The sequence below is a fragment of the Bradyrhizobium sp. genome (assembly GCF_035652035.1).
Taxonomy (GTDB): Bacteria; Pseudomonadota; Alphaproteobacteria; order Rhizobiales; family Xanthobacteraceae; genus Bradyrhizobium.
In genome coordinates this window covers 1-15,344 of record NZ_DASREO010000105.1, presented here as the reverse complement: position 1 = coordinate 15,344, position 15,344 = coordinate 1, and the positions used below count along the sequence as shown (strand labels likewise).

General features: G+C 60.9%; 13 protein-coding genes. 2 read left to right on the top strand and 11 right to left on the bottom strand.

The annotated features are described in order from the left end of the window. The gene (locus VFB05_RS29940; protein ID WP_325019368.1) at positions 1-1,680 is read right to left on the bottom strand and encodes a glutamine--tRNA ligase/YqeY domain fusion protein; all 1,680 of its coding nucleotides are present in this window, start codon (positions 1,678-1,680) and stop codon (positions 1-3) included. Between the two features lie 120 nt (positions 1,681-1,800). On the opposite strand from VFB05_RS29940, the gene gltX reads away from it, so the two are divergent. Together gltX and gltA are read left to right on the top strand one after the other, a co-directional pair. Further along, on the top strand, positions 1,801-3,225 hold the full coding sequence (gltX, locus tag VFB05_RS29935) for a glutamate--tRNA ligase (RefSeq protein WP_325019366.1): 1,425 nt from the start codon (positions 1,801-1,803) through the stop codon (positions 3,223-3,225). Between the two features lie 306 nt (positions 3,226-3,531). Then, on the top strand, positions 3,532-4,833 hold the full coding sequence (gltA, locus tag VFB05_RS29930; protein WP_325019364.1) for a citrate synthase: 1,302 nt from the start codon (positions 3,532-3,534) through the stop codon (positions 4,831-4,833). Positions 4,834-4,912: 79 nt separating this feature from the next. Here the strand turns inward: gltA and lpxB are convergent, their stop codons facing one another. The 10 genes from lpxB to uppS form a co-directional block, all read right to left on the bottom strand. Then, the gene (lpxB, locus tag VFB05_RS29925) at positions 4,913-6,103 is read right to left on the bottom strand and encodes a lipid-A-disaccharide synthase (RefSeq protein ID WP_325019362.1); all 1,191 of its coding nucleotides are present in this window, start codon (positions 6,101-6,103) and stop codon (positions 4,913-4,915) included. Further along, positions 6,103-6,960, bottom strand: coding sequence for an LpxI family protein (locus VFB05_RS29920; RefSeq protein WP_325019360.1), 858 nt, complete (start codon positions 6,958-6,960; stop codon positions 6,103-6,105). Before VFB05_RS29920 ends, lpxB begins: the two co-directional genes overlap by 1 nt. Positions 6,961-6,980: 20 nt before the next feature. Beyond that, positions 6,981-7,784: an acyl-ACP--UDP-N-acetylglucosamine O-acyltransferase gene (lpxA, locus tag VFB05_RS29915; RefSeq protein WP_325019358.1), complete on the bottom strand. Its 804-nt coding sequence runs from the start codon at positions 7,782-7,784 to the stop codon at positions 6,981-6,983. Positions 7,785-7,905: 121 nt separating this feature from the next. Next, positions 7,906-8,205, bottom strand: coding sequence for a hypothetical protein (locus VFB05_RS29910; RefSeq protein ID WP_325019356.1), 300 nt, complete (start codon positions 8,203-8,205; stop codon positions 7,906-7,908). Positions 8,206-8,312: 107 nt separating this feature from the next. After that, entirely contained in the window at positions 8,313-8,768 is a 456-nt protein-coding gene (gene fabZ / locus VFB05_RS29905) for a 3-hydroxyacyl-ACP dehydratase FabZ (RefSeq protein ID WP_325019354.1), read from the bottom strand. Between the two features lie 205 nt (positions 8,769-8,973). Next, entirely contained in the window at positions 8,974-11,547 is a 2,574-nt protein-coding gene (gene bamA / locus VFB05_RS29900) for an outer membrane protein assembly factor BamA (RefSeq protein ID WP_325019352.1), read from the bottom strand. Positions 11,548-11,722: 175 nt separating this feature from the next. After that, on the bottom strand, positions 11,723-12,877 hold the full coding sequence (gene rseP, locus VFB05_RS29895; RefSeq protein WP_325019350.1) for an RIP metalloprotease RseP: 1,155 nt from the start codon (positions 12,875-12,877) through the stop codon (positions 11,723-11,725). Positions 12,878-12,920: 43 nt separating this feature from the next. Beyond that, positions 12,921-14,141: a 1-deoxy-D-xylulose-5-phosphate reductoisomerase gene (dxr, locus tag VFB05_RS29890; protein WP_325019348.1), complete on the bottom strand. Its 1,221-nt coding sequence runs from the start codon at positions 14,139-14,141 to the stop codon at positions 12,921-12,923. 3 nt (positions 14,142-14,144) lie between these two features. Beyond that, entirely contained in the window at positions 14,145-14,993 is an 849-nt protein-coding gene (locus VFB05_RS29885; protein WP_325019346.1) for a phosphatidate cytidylyltransferase, read from the bottom strand. Continuing rightward, on the bottom strand, positions 14,990-15,344 hold a 355-nt coding region (uppS, locus tag VFB05_RS29880; protein WP_325019344.1), incomplete at its 5' end, for a polyprenyl diphosphate synthase. The genes uppS and VFB05_RS29885, both read right to left, overlap by 4 nt.

The window sequence follows — 15,344 nt, the reverse complement described above, 5'->3', positions numbered from 1 at the left end:
TTAGGCCTTGGCGACCTCTTTCGCGAACGTGTCGCGCAATCCGATGGTGCGATTGAACACCGGATGATCGGCGGTTGAATCCTCGTCACGCACGAAATAGCCCTGCCGCTCGAACTGCATGACGTCGGTCGAATTCGACCCGGCCACGTCAGGCTCGACCCTCGCATCCCTCAGGACCTCCAGTGACTGCGGATTGATGTCGGCTGCGAAATTCGCCGCATCTGGCGTCGGGTTTGCAAACAGCTGACTATAGAGACGGATTTCCGCCGGCTTTGAATGCGCCGCAGAGAGCCAGTGCATGGTCGCCTTGACCTTGCGTCCATCAGGCGCGTTGCCGCCCCGTGTCGCAGGATCGTAGGTGCAGCGCAGCTCGACGATCTCACCGGCGGCATTCTTCACCACGTCGCGGCAGGTGATAAAATAGGCATAGCGCAGCCGCACTTCGTTGCCAGGGGAGAGGCGAAAAAACTTCTTCGGCGGGTTTTCCATGAAATCGTCGCGCTCGATATAGAGCTCACGGCCAAACGCCACGCGCCGCATGCCGGCGCTGGGATCGTCTGGGTGATTGACGGCCTCTAACTCCTCGACCTGCCCTTCCGGGTAGTTCTCGATCACGACCTTGAGCGGCCGTAGCACCGCCATCCGGCGCTGTGAGGTCTGGTTCAGGACCTCGCGGATGGAAAATTCGAGCATGCCGACATCGACAACGCTGTTGGCCTTGGCAACGCCGATACGCTTGATGAATTCGCGGAGCGCCGCCGGCGGCACGCCGCGTCGCTTCAGGCCTGCGATCGTCGGCATGCGCGGATCGTCCCAGCCCGACACATGGCCGTCGCGCACGAGCATGGTCAGCACGCGCTTCGACAGCAGCGTGTAGGTCAGGTTGAGACGCGCAAATTCGTACTGGCGCGGCTTTGACGGCACCGGCAATTTGTCGAGCAGCCACTCATAGAGTGGCCGATGGTCTTCAAATTCCAGCGTACAGATCGAATGCGTAATGCCCTCGATCGCGTCGGACTGGCCATGCGCGTAGTCGTAGCTCGGATAGATCGACCATTTGTCGCCGGTGCGCGGATGGTGGGCGTGCAGGATGCGATAGAGCACGGGATCGCGCAGGTTGATATTGCCCGACGCCATATCGATCTTGGCGCGCAGCACGCGCGCGCCATTTGGAAATTCGCCGGCCCTCATGCGGCGAAACAGATCGAGGTTCTCCTCGACCGAGCGATCGCGGAACGGGCTGTTCTTCCCGGGTTCGGTCAGCGTGCCGCGGTTGACGCGGATTTGCTCATGGGTCTGGTCGTCGACATAAGCGAGGCCGGCGCGGATCAGACCTTCCGCCCACTCGTAGAGCTTTTCGAAATAGTCGGAAGCGAAGAAGAGGTCCTTGCCCCAGTCGTATCCAAGCCATTTCACGTCGGCCTGGATCGAATCGATGAATTCCTGCTCTTCCTTGGTCGGATTGGTGTCGTCGAAGCGAAGATGGCAGCGCCCGCCGAACTCTTGCGCGATCCCGAAGTTGAGGCCGATCGACTTGGCATGCCCGATATGCAGGTAGCCGTTCGGTTCCGGCGGAAACCGGGTCACGATCAGGCTATGCTTTTTGGAATCCAGGTCGGCCTGGACGATATCGCGGATGAAATCGCGGCCTGCCTCTGCCGTCGTCGCTTCTAGGGTCATTCTGGTTTCCGTTAAGGGATTCGAAGGTCTATCTGCCAAATTAGCCTCTCCCACGGAAGGCTTTAGTTATATGGGGTTCCTGCTATACACCCCCAGCCCGCCAACACCTCATTGACATCTATGGCCGACCACGTCGTTACGCGCTTTGCCCCTTCGCCGACCGGCTTTCTCCATATTGGAGGAGCCCGCACCGCCCTGTTCAACTGGCTTTATGCGCGCAAGCATGGCGGCAAGATGCTGCTGCGGATCGAGGACACCGACCGGGAGCGATCCACGGATGCGGCGATTGGCGCAATTCTGGACGGGCTCAAGTGGCTGGAGCTCGATTGGGACGGCGACGTCATCTACCAATTCAGCCGCGCCGCCCGCCACCGGGAGGTCGCCGAAAGCCTGCTGGCGGCCGGCAAGGCCTATCGCTGCTATGCCACGCCGGAGGAGCTGACGGCGATGCGGGAAAAGGCCCGTGCCGAGGGCCGCACCCGCCTCTACAACGGCCTGTGGCGCGACCGCGATCCCTCCGAGGCCCCGCCCGGCATGAAACCGACGATCCGCCTGCGCGCGCCCCTGACGGGTGAGACCGTGATCGAGGACCAGGTGCAGGGCCGCGTGGTCTGGCAGAACGAGAACCTCGATGATCTGGTCCTTTTGCGCGGCGACGGAAACCCGACCTATATGCTGGCGGTCGTGGTCGATGATCACGACATGGCCGTCACCCATATCATTCGCGGCGACGATCATCTGATCAATGGGGCGCGGCAAAAGCAGATTTACGAAGCGCTCGGCTGGGACGTTCCCAGCATGTCGCACATTCCCTTGATCCACGGGCCGGACGGCTCAAAGCTTTCCAAGCGTCACGGTGCGCTTGGCGTCGATGCCTACCGGGCTATGGGATATCTGCCGGTCGCCCTGCGGAATTACCTGGTCCGGCTCGGATGGAGCCATGGCGATCAGGAGATTTTCTCGACAGAGGAAATGATCGCAGCCTTCGATCTGTCGGGCATCGGCAAATCAGCGGCACGGTTCGACTTCGCCAAGCTTGAAAATCTCAACGGGCATTATATCCGGCACACGGACGATCAATCCCTCGTGAAGATGTTCGAGGAGGTGCTTCCCTTCGTGCCCAACGGCGCCGACCTCAAGGCCAAGCTCAACGACAAGACCCGGGCGCAGTTGTTGCAGGCGATGCCAAGCCTGAAGGAGCGCGCCAAGACGCTGATCGAACTGATCGACAGCGCCTACTATATCTTCGCCGACCGGCCGCTTGAAATCGACGCCAAGGCAGCGGCCTTGCTGACGCCGGAAAACCGCTTGCTGATAGGGCGTCTTCGCGTTGCGCTCTGGGAGGTCAAAGACTGGACCGCGCAAGCAACAGAAACCGCGATGCGCGCCTTTGCCGATCAAAACGGCCTCAAGTTCGGCGCCGTCGCCCAGCCGTTGCGCGCCGCCCTGACCGGGCGCTCGACCTCGCCTGGTATATTCGATGTTCTTGCGGTGCTTGGTCGGGACGAAAGCCTCGCCCGCCTCGACGATCAGGGACCGGACTAGCGCATCTAGTGGAGTGGATTCGACACTCGCCCAACATGGCCGCGAGTCAATCAAGCGAATGTCAAATCCAAAACTCCACTAGGAACCGATATTTGCTAGCGGTCCTTGGATTCTGGCATTCGCAAAGGTGCCTGCCGAGATGGGATGCAAATGCCAGAATCGGACCACTGGGCGCCACCTTGCAGCGCACACAGCAATAAGCTACCCATTTCGCTGCTTCATTTAAACGTCCCGCACGCCTGCCGGCCGTCTCGGAAAAGGCGTCAAACGCGGGGCTTCCGCAACGATCGCATCGGGGATCTCACGATGGCCGTATCTCAAGGCAAGACCGCAACTTTAACGGTAGGCAACAAGACCTTCGATCTCCCGATCTCGAGCGGTAGCGTCGGCCCCGACGTCATCGACATTGGCAAGCTCTACGGCCAGTCGGGCATGTTTACCTACGACCCCGGCTTCACCTCGACGGCAAGCTGCGAGTCGAAAATCACCTATATCGATGGCGATGCCGGCGTCCTCGAATACCGCGGCTATCCGATCGAACAGCTCGCCGAGAATGGCGACTTCCTGGAAACCTGCTACCTGCTACTGTACGGCGAGCTTCCTACGCCGGCCCAGAAGCAGGACTTCGACCAGCGCGTGACCCATCACACCATGGTTCACGAGCAGATGGCCCGCTTCTTCCAGGGTTTTCGCCGCGACGCGCATCCGATGGCGGTCATGGTCGGATGCGTCGGTGCGCTAGCGGCCTTCTATCATGACTCCACCGACATCAACGATCCGCAGCAGCGCATGATCGCCTCGATGCGGATGATCGCGAAAGTGCCGACGTTGGCGGCAATGGCCTTCAAATACAACCTCGGCCAGCCCTTCATCTATCCGAAGAACTCGCTGAAATTCGCCGAGAACTTCCTGCGGATGTGCTTTGCGGTGCCGTGCGAGGAATACCAGATCAATCCGGTGCTGGCCGATGCACTCGACAAGATCTTCATTCTGCACGCCGACCACGAGCAGAACGCCTCGACTTCGACGGTCCGCATTGCCGGCTCCTCTGGTGCCAATCCCTTCGCTTGTATTGCCGCCGGCATCGCCTGCCTGTGGGGACCGGCGCATGGCGGCGCCAACGAAGCGGCGCTGGCGATGCTCGCAGGCATCGGCACCGTCGACAAGATCCCGGACTTCATCAAGAAGGTGAAGGACAAGAACAGCGAAGTCCGCCTGATGGGCTTCGGCCATCGCGTCTACAAGAACTATGATCCGCGCGCCAAGATCATGCAGAAGATGTGTCACGCCGTGCTGAAGGAGACCGGTCACGGCGACGATCCGATGCTCAAGGTCGCGCTGGAGCTGGAAAAGATCGCGCTCAACGACGAATATTTCATCCAGCGCAAGCTCTATCCGAACGTCGACTTCTATTCGGGCATCACGCTGAAGGCGATGGGCTTCCCAACATCGATGTTCACCGTTCTGTTTGCGGTCGCCCGCACCGTCGGCTGGATCAGCCAGTGGAGCGAAATGATCGAGGATCCGCAGCAGAAGATCGGCCGGCCGCGGCAGCTCTACACCGGCCAGACGCGCCGCGACTACGTCGCCATCGACAAGCGGAAGTAATAGCCGACGATCTGCGAAGGCACTTTAGAAGCCGGATGCGACCATCGCGTCCGGCTTTTTAGTTGTCGCTCGCGCCGAACTAGGCGGTCCGTCGCGACTTTCTGAGCATTCCGAGAACGACGTCCGCGGCGCGCACGCTCGCCGGCTGGTTGCCCGTCGACATGATGCCGTCAATTCGCGCAAACGCCTCAACCTGTCGCCGGCGCATCGGTGAATCAGAGAGTACCTCGCCAAGAGCGTCCGCGAGCTTCTCAGCCGTGCAATTCTCCTGAAGGAATTCAGGCACCACATTCTCGCCAATGACGAGGTTGGCTAGGATCACCGACGTGACCGTGAGCGCGCGCCGGACGATGAAGGCCTCCAGCCCCCCGGTGCGATAGGCCGTCACCATCGGCACCTGCGCCAGCGCAAGCTCCAGCGTCACCGTACCCGACTTGGCGAGCGCGGCAGCGGCGATCCGGAACGCCGCGCGTTTCTCCTGCTCGCCAACCACAATCCGGGGAGCAACTTTCCACGACTGGACGCCTTCCCGGACGCCTTCCAGCAGATGCGGCATCGTCGGCAGGATCAATTCAAATTCCTTGCCCTGCGCATGGAGGTGGTCCAGCGCCTCGCCAAATACCGCCATATGATATCGGATCTCGCCCCGGCGGCTTCCCGGCAGAACCAGCAACACCGGCGGCGTTCCGTTGCGCCGTTGCTGCTCTTCAGCATTAGGCCTGAGCAAGGCAAGCTGCTCTGTCAGCGGATGGCCGACATAGCTGCATGGAGGCCCACGTAGCCGCTGATATTCCTTTGGCTCAAATGGCAGGAGCGCCAGAACGTGATCGATATAGGCCCGCATGGCGCGCGCCCGGCCCGGCCGCCAGGCCCATACCGACGGTGAAACATAGTCCACGATCGGGATCGAAGGATCACGCGATCGCACCCTTCGCGCGACACGATGAGTGAAGTCGGGGCTGTCGATGATGACGAGCATGTCGGGCCTTGCTCGCACCACCGCGGCAACGGTTTGCCCGATCAAGCGCAAGACCTTCGGCAACTGCTTGATTACGGCGGAAAAGCCGATGATCGACAGCTCTTCAATCGGAAACAGCGACTTCAGGCCCTCTCTCGCCATTGCGAGCCCACCGACACCTTCGAATGTAACGGCATCGCCGAGGCGCTGGCGAAGCACCTTCATCAGATGCGCGCCCAGCCGGTCGCCGGATTCCTCTGTTGCGATCAGAAAAATCTTGCGCGCGACCCTGCCATTTGCGGGCGCCGGCATCAGGAGGCTAGACCTGTCACAAAAAGACCAGCCTCGTCAGCGGCCTCGATCATGGCTTGCGCCTCCGCAACCACCGTGTTTCCGGCAACGACAGCCACGCCCGAAAGCCCGGCCGCTGCCGCCCCTTCGACCGTACGCGGCCCGATGGCCGGCAAATCGTAACGCAAATCCTGTCCGTCTTTCGGCGCCTTCACCAGCACGCCGCGACCGGCAGCTGCGCGAACGCGGCCGCGTGCACGCAGATCTGCGATACGCCTCAACAATTCATCGGTTCCCTCGATGCCCTCGACGCCCACGACATGACCGTCAATCACGACAACGGCCTGGCCGACGTCGAAAGGCCCGAGCGCGGCGAGCAGCTCGCGTCCCCGGGCTATGTCGGCGGATGCGTCTTTGTCAGGCATCTTTCGCGTGACGCATCCTTGCGGCATCAGCAAGTCGGGCGCGACCTCTTTCAGGCCCAGAAGACGAAAGCCCTGCTGCTCGAAGATCCGCCCGACGCCCGACAGCAGGTGATCGTCGCCGCCGCGAAAGGCCGCCCATATCCGCCTGATGACGCGAAGCGTTCCCCAATCGAGCCGGAGTTCCGACAGCGCAGGCCGCACAAGCGTTCCGATAAAGATCACGTCCTTGCAGCTTTCGGCACGAAGCAATTTCATCGTCCGCCCGAGCTGACCCACCGTGATCCAGTGATGGCGAAACCGTTCTGCGGATGCGGGATCGCAAGCTCCCTTCAGCGCAAACAGAACGGGATCGAGGCCCCGCGCTTTCAGGGAATCGGCGACCGCAAACGGCATCGCGCCACCGCCCGCGATGACACCAACAGGTGAGGAGATTTCAAAAGCCGCCGCTGCCATGGCTTTCGAGGACTCCGTCGTCAATCTTCGGCGTTACGGCCGGAAGGCAAGCACAGCGGACGATGCTTGCCGGCATCGATGAACTGCAGGATTTCCGCAATCGCGGGATCGGTTGCCGCTAGGGATTGCACCGCGCTCAATCGTTCGGAAAAGATCCCGGGACCCTCGAACAGCTTCTGGTAGAACGACCGGACTACAGCCAGCCGCTCGCGGGTAAACTTGCGGCGTCTCATGCCGACAATATTGAGGCCTTCGAGACGCGCGTACTGGCCGTTGACAAGACCATAGGGGATGATGTCGCCGCGAACGCCGCAGACGCCGCCGATCATCACCTGCGACCCCACGCGCGTGAACTGATGCACGGCCGAGAGGCCGCCAATGAAGACGAAGTCGCCGATCTCGCAATGCCCACCAAGCGTCGCGGAGGTGGCGAAAATAACGTCGTTGCCGACATAGCAGTCATGGCCCACATGGCTGCAATTCATGAAGTAGCCGCGATTGCCAACACGCGTGATGCCGCCGCCGCCGACCGTGCCGACATTCATCGTGACCGACTCGCGGATGGTACAGCTCTCGCCGATCTCGAGTTTCGTCGGCTCGCCACGATAACCTAGCGATTGCGGTGCTCCGCCCAGCGAAGCGAACGGATAGACGGTGCAATTCGCGCCGATCGTCGTGCGTCCCATCACATGGACATGGGAAATCAACGTGCAGTTCGGGCCGATGACGACGTCACGGCCCACCACGCAATAAGGACCGACCGTGGCGCCTTCGCCGATCACTGCGCCGTCTTCAACCCGCGCGGTCGGATCGATCGTGGTCATCGAGGGTCCTGTCGTCCTGAAGAGATTGGCGTAATTTGTTCGATTTTTCAGTGGTTAGCGCGAGCTACCGGGGCTGTCCAGTGTGACTGGCACTTCGCCTCAACAGGCGCAAATCGCAGCGTTAATTCATCGTGCGCTGGACGAAAGCAGACCCCTGGCTCATCACGCACATATAGGAGAAGGTCTGCGCCTCGCTCGAAGTTTCGACGTCAAGGTCGATCATGACGGGTTTCGCCTGGCCTCTCCAGGTTGCCAGAATAGTGGGCGACACCGGGCGCGTCCGCGATCTCTTGACGACGAGACCTGTGATCTTGGGCAATGCTTCGGTTGCGCTGGCAAGGCATGTCTTGCCCGCAACGGCCGGGCTATCCACGCTCACGAACAAAGTTGCGAACGCCGCCAGTACCGTCACGTTTCGCATGTTGGCCCTTCCCCCGCGCCTCGCCGCAAAAACTAGACCATAGAAAGCCTGGTGTGTCGATTGGAGGTTGCGCGGCACTCAAGCAGCGCCAGCGAAACAGGGTGGCGTCAGTCGGCCAGCATGGCGCCGACATCAGCCTCGGCAACGATGGTGCCATTGACCTTGGCGTCCCCGTGGAACCACCACATCGCCTTCCGCCTCGAGACGCTGCGCATGTGATACTCGATGGTGTCGCCGGGCAGGACGGGCTTGCGAAACTTGCACTTATCGATGGTCAGGAAGTAGACGGCGCGCGGCTTGTCCGTCTCCATCGCCTTGATTCCTATGACGCCTGCGGTCTGCGCCATCGCCTCGATCATCAGCACGCCGGGATAGACCGGACGATCCGGAAAATGACCGAGAAAAACCGGCTCGTTATACGTGACATTCTTGATGCCGATTCCGCTGTGGTCCGAGCGAACATTGATCAGCCGGTCGATCAGCAGCATGGGGTAACGATGCGGCAACGTCCTGAGGATCTCGTTGATGTCAATCAGTTCGTATTTGACCGACGCCTCCTCCATCTTCCCAATCCTCTCCTTGGGTGCTTCGAGCGCCCGCGCCAAGAGCCGCAACCCGTCCGAGCCCAACACGTCCGGACGGCCGGCTCTGCAGTTCAACTCTGCGGTCGTTGACGATCCTTGGCAATCCCCAGAATAGCCTGAGCCGGACCCGTTTGTGGTCCGGCTCGGTCGTGCCGACGATGCGGTGAGACTAAGCGGCCAGGGATTAGAAGCTGGTGCCGCCGCCGAACTTGAATTGCTGCACGATATCGTGCGGACCCTTGGTGAGCGGGATCGCGTAGTCGAAGCGCAGCGGACCGAATGGCGACTGCCAGATCAAGCCCACACCCACCGCGGTGCGCACGATGTTCTGCGGGTCATACTGCAATCCCAAGCAGGTGCCGGGCGAGGCCGGGAAAGCCGCGCCGTTGTTGACCGGTCTGATACAACCGGGCGTATTGACTTCGCCCGTCGCGACCCAATCCGTGGGTCCCTTGTAATCGCCAAGCCAGCCGGCGTCGGCGTAGACCGCCCCCTTCATGCCGAGTTCCTTGGGCAGGAACCAGAACGGCATCTGGAATTCCATCGAAGCGCCCCAGTACTGCGTACCGCCAAGCGCGTCCTGCGTGCCAAATGGGTTGATGTCGCGCGGACCAATGCCGTTTGGAGCGAAGCCGCGCACCAGGTTCGGGCCCATCTGGAACTGGTCCAGCATCCGAATCTGGTTGTTGCCGACCTGAGTCATGATACCGCCCTGGAGGTGAACCAACGCGACGATGTCGGCGACCATGGGCGTGTAGTACTTCAAGTCCGCCGCCGACTTCAGGTAGGTCACGTCCCCACCGACGCCTGCGAAGTCCTGCTTCCAGTCGAAGAGCAAGCCGTCAGTCGGGTTCTTGTTGTTGTCGAGCGTGTTGTAGTCGAACGAATAACCGACCGCCGACGTTATCGTCGAGCCCGCGGCAAGCTCCTTACGAACCGGCAAGGACGCTTCACCGTCGGAGTAACACCACAGGCCGGTGCCGGACGGATCCACGCCGCCTGGAATAAGCTGCTGAATCAGCGCCTGCCCCGCGGTCGTGTTGGCGAAAGCCGGCGACGGATTGAATGCGAGCGTGGGGTTGTTCGGGTTGTTGTTACAGTTGTTGAGAAAGCTCGGCAGCGAGACGTCCTGCTGATAGATCGAATAGCGCAGCTGCACAGCCATGTCTTCACGAAGCGAAAGTCCGATTCGCGGGCTGAAGCCGATCGTCTTCGTCTGGTAGGAAATATAAGCGTTGGGCAGCTGTTCGCGGTAATAGGTGTCGAGGCCGAGCCCGATGCGATAGTCGAGCAGATACGGATCGACGAAGGAAAGCGAGACGCCACGCGCAAACTCGCCGTAGGTCACCGATACCTTTCCGAAAAGACCGCGGCCCAGCAAGTTGCGCTCGGAGACGCTGACCTCGGCGAGCGGACCATCGGTCGTCGAATAGCCGCCTGAGACCGAGAAGTCGCCCGTCGATTTCTCCTCAAGATCGACGTTGAGAATCACGCGATCGCTTGAAGAGCCCGGCTCAGTGGTGATTTTGACGCTCTTGAAAAAATCCAGATTCTTCAGGCGGCGTTCGGCGCGATCGACGAGCGCGCGGTTGTAGGCGTCGCCTTCGGAGATGTCGAATTCCCTGCGGATCACATAGTCGCGCGTTCGCGTATTGCCGCGCACGTTGATTCGCTCGATGTAGGTGCGCGGACCTTCGTCGATCGCGAAGGTGATCGAGACGGTGTGCGATTCGAAGTTGCGGTCGCCACGCGGCTTGACGATCGCGAATGCGTATCCGCGACGCGACGCTTCGATTTGCATTTCCTCGACCGACTTCTCAAGCGCCTCGGCGTTGTAGAGCGAGCCGACGCTGACGCGCGAATACGGCGCGAGCGCAGTTCCGACCAGTCCGGGAATGCTCGATTCGAAATTGACGGTAGCGACGCGATACTGCTGGCCTTCCTCGATCTTGAAAGTGACCAGGAAGCCCTTCTTGTCCGGATCGTATTCCGTCAGCGCGGCAACGACCTGCACGTCGGCGAAACCGTGCTTGAGGTAGTAACGTCGAATCAGGTCGCGGTCGGCTTCGATGCGGTCGGGATCGTAGACGTCGTTGCCGCCGAGGAAACTCAACAGGTTCGACTCGTGCGTCTTGATCACGTCCTTGAGGCGGTAGGACGAATAGGTCGTGTTGCCGACGAACTCGATGGAATTGATGCCGGTCTTCTTGCCCTCGTTGACCGTGAAGATCAGATCGACGCGGTTGTTGGGCTGCTCGATGATTTCGGGGACGACCGTCACGTCATAGCGGCCGGCGTGACGATAGATATCGGCGATTCGCTGGGCATCAGACTGGACCATCGGACGCGACAACGTTCCGCGCGGTTTGGATTGAACTTCGGACGAGAGCTGCTCGTCCTTGATCTTCTTGTTGCCTTCGAAAACGACGCGGCCAATGACCGGATTCTCGATCACCGAGACGACGATTCGGCCGCCGGCCTGGTTGATTTTCACGTCCTGGAACAGGCCGGTTTCGATCAGGCCCTTCAGGCCGTCGTCGATATGGCCTTGATCCAGCTTTCCATTGGGGCCGGGCTTGAAATACGAGCGGATCGTGGACGTCTCGACCCGGCGATTGCCCTGGACCTCGATCGAATCCACCGTCTGCGCCCACGCCGGCGAAGACGCGAGCCCAACCGCGAGCGTTCCAGCAAGCGGCGCCGACAACATGACCAGGGCGGCGAGCAAGCCCCCCCGTACCCGCATTCCAACCTTCATGCGCCGAGCGCCCTTACAATCTTGTGCCGGTCCATCGAACCCCCACGAACCGGCAAATCCCCATCTGCCGCCTTGCTTGTAGCTAATTTTGCCTAGGCGGCAAACTTAATGTGGCAGCGCGATTTCATTTTCATTCCAAGACGTTGCCTATTGGCCACGTCACAAAAAAGCCGTTTCAAGATGCCGCGAGATGCAAGATGTCGTTATAGGTGACGAACACCATCAGCATCAGCACCAGCCCAAGGCCGATCCTGGACCCCATTTCCTGGGCTCTCGGCGACAACGGGCGCCCCCGCAAGGCTTCCACGGAATAGAACAAAAGATGACCGCCATCGAGCAGCGGAACCGGAAACAGATTCAGCAGCCCAATCGACACGGAAAGCGCGGCGCATAGCTGCAGCAGGAACTGGAAACCGAGACTCGCGGCCTGGCCCGAAAGCTGCGCGATCCGCAGCGGTCCGCCGAGGTCATTGGTCGAGCCTGCGCCGACGAACAGCGAGCCGACAAACTTGAACGTCGAATCAATGATGAACCAGACCTGCTCGACGCCGATCTTGAGCGATTCGAGATAGCCGACAGGCGTTGCGCTCTTTGGGTCACTCGGCTGCGGCGTGTACTGGATTCCAAGCACGCCGATCTTGTGGCTGTTGCCGAAGACGTCCTTCATTTCCTTCAATGCGGGCACGGCGGTCAGCGTGATGAGGTTGCCATCGCGCTTGACGCGGAATGTCAGCTTGGTGCCGGCATTGGTCGACACGATCCGCTGCATGTCGGCGAAGCTCTCGATTGCGGTCCCGTCAATCGAGGTGACGATATCGCCAACCTGAAAACCTGCCGAAGCAGCCGCACTGTCGGCCTGAATGACGTCGACGCGCGGGGTCGAACTGGGTTTGCCCAGATAGAGCGCCATGCCAGCGAAGATCAGAATCGCCAGCAGGAAATTCGCGATCGGACCGGCGGCAACGATTGCCGCGCGAGGACCGACCTTCTTGTGATGGAAGCTGCCCGCCTGTTCCTCTGGGCTCATGTTGCCGAGTGATTCCAGGTCCGGCGTTGAAGCTTCGCTGTCGTCGCCAAAGAATTTGACGTAGCCGCCGAGCGGCACGGCGGAGATCCGCCAGCGGGTTCCGTGGCGGTCGTTGAATCCGGCCAATTCCGGGCCAAATCCGAGCGAGAAAGTTAACACCTTCACGCCCGCCCAGCGGGCGATCAGGAAATGGCCAAGTTCATGGAAGAAAACGACGACAGTCAGAACAAACAGGAAGGGAACGATGTAACCGATCAGGCCATGGCCTAACACATTGAAACTGTGCTGGAAAAACTCAGACATACGAATCCCCTCACCCGAAGCCGGCAGGCTCCGCCCCAACGCTCTAGGATGCCTTTAAGGCAATTTGAGGCAATAGGGTGGCCGCCTTATTTCGCGCGTTATGGTCAACAGTAATTGCATCATCAGCCGACGTCAGCGGCGCCAGATTGCCCGCGCGAACAAAGGCTTCCAGCGTCGCTTCAACGAGCCGCGCGATCGCGCCAAACCGGATCCCGCCGGCGATGAAAGCGGCGACCGCGACTTCGTTTGCCGCATTATAGACGGTGGTTGCGCCACGGCCGGTCCGCAAGGCGTCATAGGCCAGTTTAAGGCCCGGAAAGCGGGCAAAATCCGGTGCCTCGAACGTCAACTGTCCGATCTTGGCGAGATCGAGTTTCGCCGCGGGCCCAACGATTCGGTCAGGCCATCCCAAACAATGCGCAATTGGCGTGCGCATATCGGGCGCACCGAGCTGCGCCACCACCGAGCGATCGGAGAACTCGACCATTCCATGAATGATCGATTGCGGATGAACGAGAACGTCGATCTCTTCCGCGGTCAAACCAAACAGGCATGCCGCCTCGATTACCTCGAGACCCTTATTCATCATCGATGCCGAATCGATTGTGATCTTTTGTCCCATGCTCCAGTTCGGATGCTTGAGCGCCTGCTCCAGCGTTGCTTGTTCGATACCGGCAGCCGACCAGGTGCGGAACGGCCCGCCTGACGCGGTGATGATGACGCGAACCAGTTCGTCGCGATTCCCGGAAGCCAAGGCCTGAAACAGCGCGTTGTGCTCGGAATCAGCCGGAAGAATGCAGGCTCCCGCCTTGCTCGCGCGCTCCATGAAGAAATCGCCGGCGCAAACGAGACATTCCTTATTGGCGAGCGCAACAGTCGCACCGCGATCGACCGCGGCAAGCGCAGGCTTCAGGCCGGCGGCCCCGCTGACTGCAGCCATCACCCAGTCCGCTGACCGCGCCGCGGCTTCGACGACGGCATTTTCGCCGGCGCCGCATTCCGTTCGCGTGCCGGCAAGCGCGTCTTTCAATTCCTGCAACCGGGCAGAATCGGCGACAGCGACATAACGCGCATCGAATTCCTTCGCGAGATTGGCCAACGCCTGCACATTGCTGTGCGCCGTCAAAGCCTCGACGCGGTAACGATCTTTGGAGGCCCGCAGCAGATCCATCGTGCTGTCGCCGATCGACCCGGTCGCACCTAACACGGTGACCGAACGAACGGCGCGGGCCGTTTTGTTGTTACGCAAGGGAACGGCGCTCATACCTCACCAAACCATAAGACCGTGGCCGGCGCCATCCGCGCCGCCGCGTAAAAAGCCGAAAAGTGCCGCGAGAGCAATGGCGGCGACGAATCCGTCAAGGCGGTCCATCAGGCCCCCGTGTCCGGGAATCAGGTGGCTGGAATCCTTGACGCCGAACCGGCGCTTGACCGCCGATTCGAAGAGGTCGCCGAGCTGCGCGGCAACCGACAGCACGGCTCCCAATAACAGCAATGAAACCGCCTTTCCGAAACCGCAGACCGCAAATCCGACCGCAACGCCAAGACTGGCCGCAAAACCGCCGATCGCACCCGCCCAGGTCTTCTTCGGACTGACCCGCGGCCAGAGTTTCGGACCACCGATGAGCCGGCCCGCAAAGTAGCCGCCGATATCGGTTGCCCAAACCACCAGCAGCACGAACATCAGCGCGACGAATCCGAAAATCGGGTCACGCCGCACCACGCTGGAGGCAATCGCGGCGGTCAGGGCATACGCAATCCCGGCCACCGCCCAGCCGCGCCGCTCGCGGGAAAATATGGCCGCGACCGCAACACCCAGCACGACAAGGGTAGAAACACTTGCAACATCGAAATGTTCGATTTCAACCCATCCCACGGCGAGCAGGACGAGCACGCCCGACAGCACGAGCGGAAGCCGGCGCTCACCGATCACGGTCAACCACTCGACGTAAAGCCCGATCGCCGCCGCCGTGACGAGGCAGATCCAAAGCCATCCGCCGAAATAGGCCATAGCGATCGCGAACGGCGCCATCACCAGCGCAGCGGCAATCCGCAGGAGAAGGTTCCGCCCCTCCTGCCCGGCTCCCTCTGTCGATGCTGCTTGGCCTTCGCTCACGATCCGGTTTTCACAACCAGACCGCCAAAGCGGCGCTCGCGCCGGGCATATTCGGCGATTGCGCCCTCAAGCGCGGCCTTGTCGAAATCCGGCCAGTGGACCGGAACAAAAACAAGCTCGCTATAGGCCGCCTGCCACATCAGGAAATTCGACAGTCGCTGTTCGCCGCTGGTGCGGATGATCAGGTCGGGATCTGGAACATCGGGGGCGTCGAGATAGCGGCCGAGCGCATCGGCATCGATTGACGATGCATCGCGCTTGCCTTCCGCCACTTCGACAGCGAGGCGCTGCGCGGCGCGGGCGATTTCCTGCCGCGATCCATAATTGAACGCGACGATCAGATGCATGCGA

Excerpts from the sequence above, each read along its gene's own strand:
- VFB05_RS29940 (WP_325019368.1), bottom strand. The coding sequence starts at position 1,680 with ATGACCCTAGAAGCGACGACGGCAGAGGCAGGCCGCGATTTCATCCGC.
- gltX (WP_325019366.1), top strand. The coding sequence starts at position 1,801 with ATGGCCGACCACGTCGTTACGCGCTTTGCCCCTTCGCCGACCGGCTTT.
- gltA (WP_325019364.1), top strand. The coding sequence starts at position 3,532 with ATGGCCGTATCTCAAGGCAAGACCGCAACTTTAACGGTAGGCAACAAG.
- lpxB (WP_325019362.1), bottom strand. The coding sequence starts at position 6,103 with ATGCCGGCGCCCGCAAATGGCAGGGTCGCGCGCAAGATTTTTCTGATC.
- VFB05_RS29920 (WP_325019360.1), bottom strand. The coding sequence starts at position 6,960 with ATGGCAGCGGCGGCTTTTGAAATCTCCTCACCTGTTGGTGTCATCGCG.
- lpxA (WP_325019358.1), bottom strand. The coding sequence starts at position 7,784 with ATGACCACGATCGATCCGACCGCGCGGGTTGAAGACGGCGCAGTGATC.
- VFB05_RS29910 (WP_325019356.1), bottom strand. The coding sequence starts at position 8,205 with ATGCGAAACGTGACGGTACTGGCGGCGTTCGCAACTTTGTTCGTGAGC.
- fabZ (WP_325019354.1), bottom strand. The coding sequence starts at position 8,768 with ATGGAGGAGGCGTCGGTCAAATACGAACTGATTGACATCAACGAGATC.
- bamA (WP_325019352.1), bottom strand. The coding sequence starts at position 11,547 with ATGAAGGTTGGAATGCGGGTACGGGGGGGCTTGCTCGCCGCCCTGGTC.
- rseP (WP_325019350.1), bottom strand. The coding sequence starts at position 12,877 with ATGTCTGAGTTTTTCCAGCACAGTTTCAATGTGTTAGGCCATGGCCTG.
- dxr (WP_325019348.1), bottom strand. The coding sequence starts at position 14,141 with ATGAGCGCCGTTCCCTTGCGTAACAACAAAACGGCCCGCGCCGTTCGT.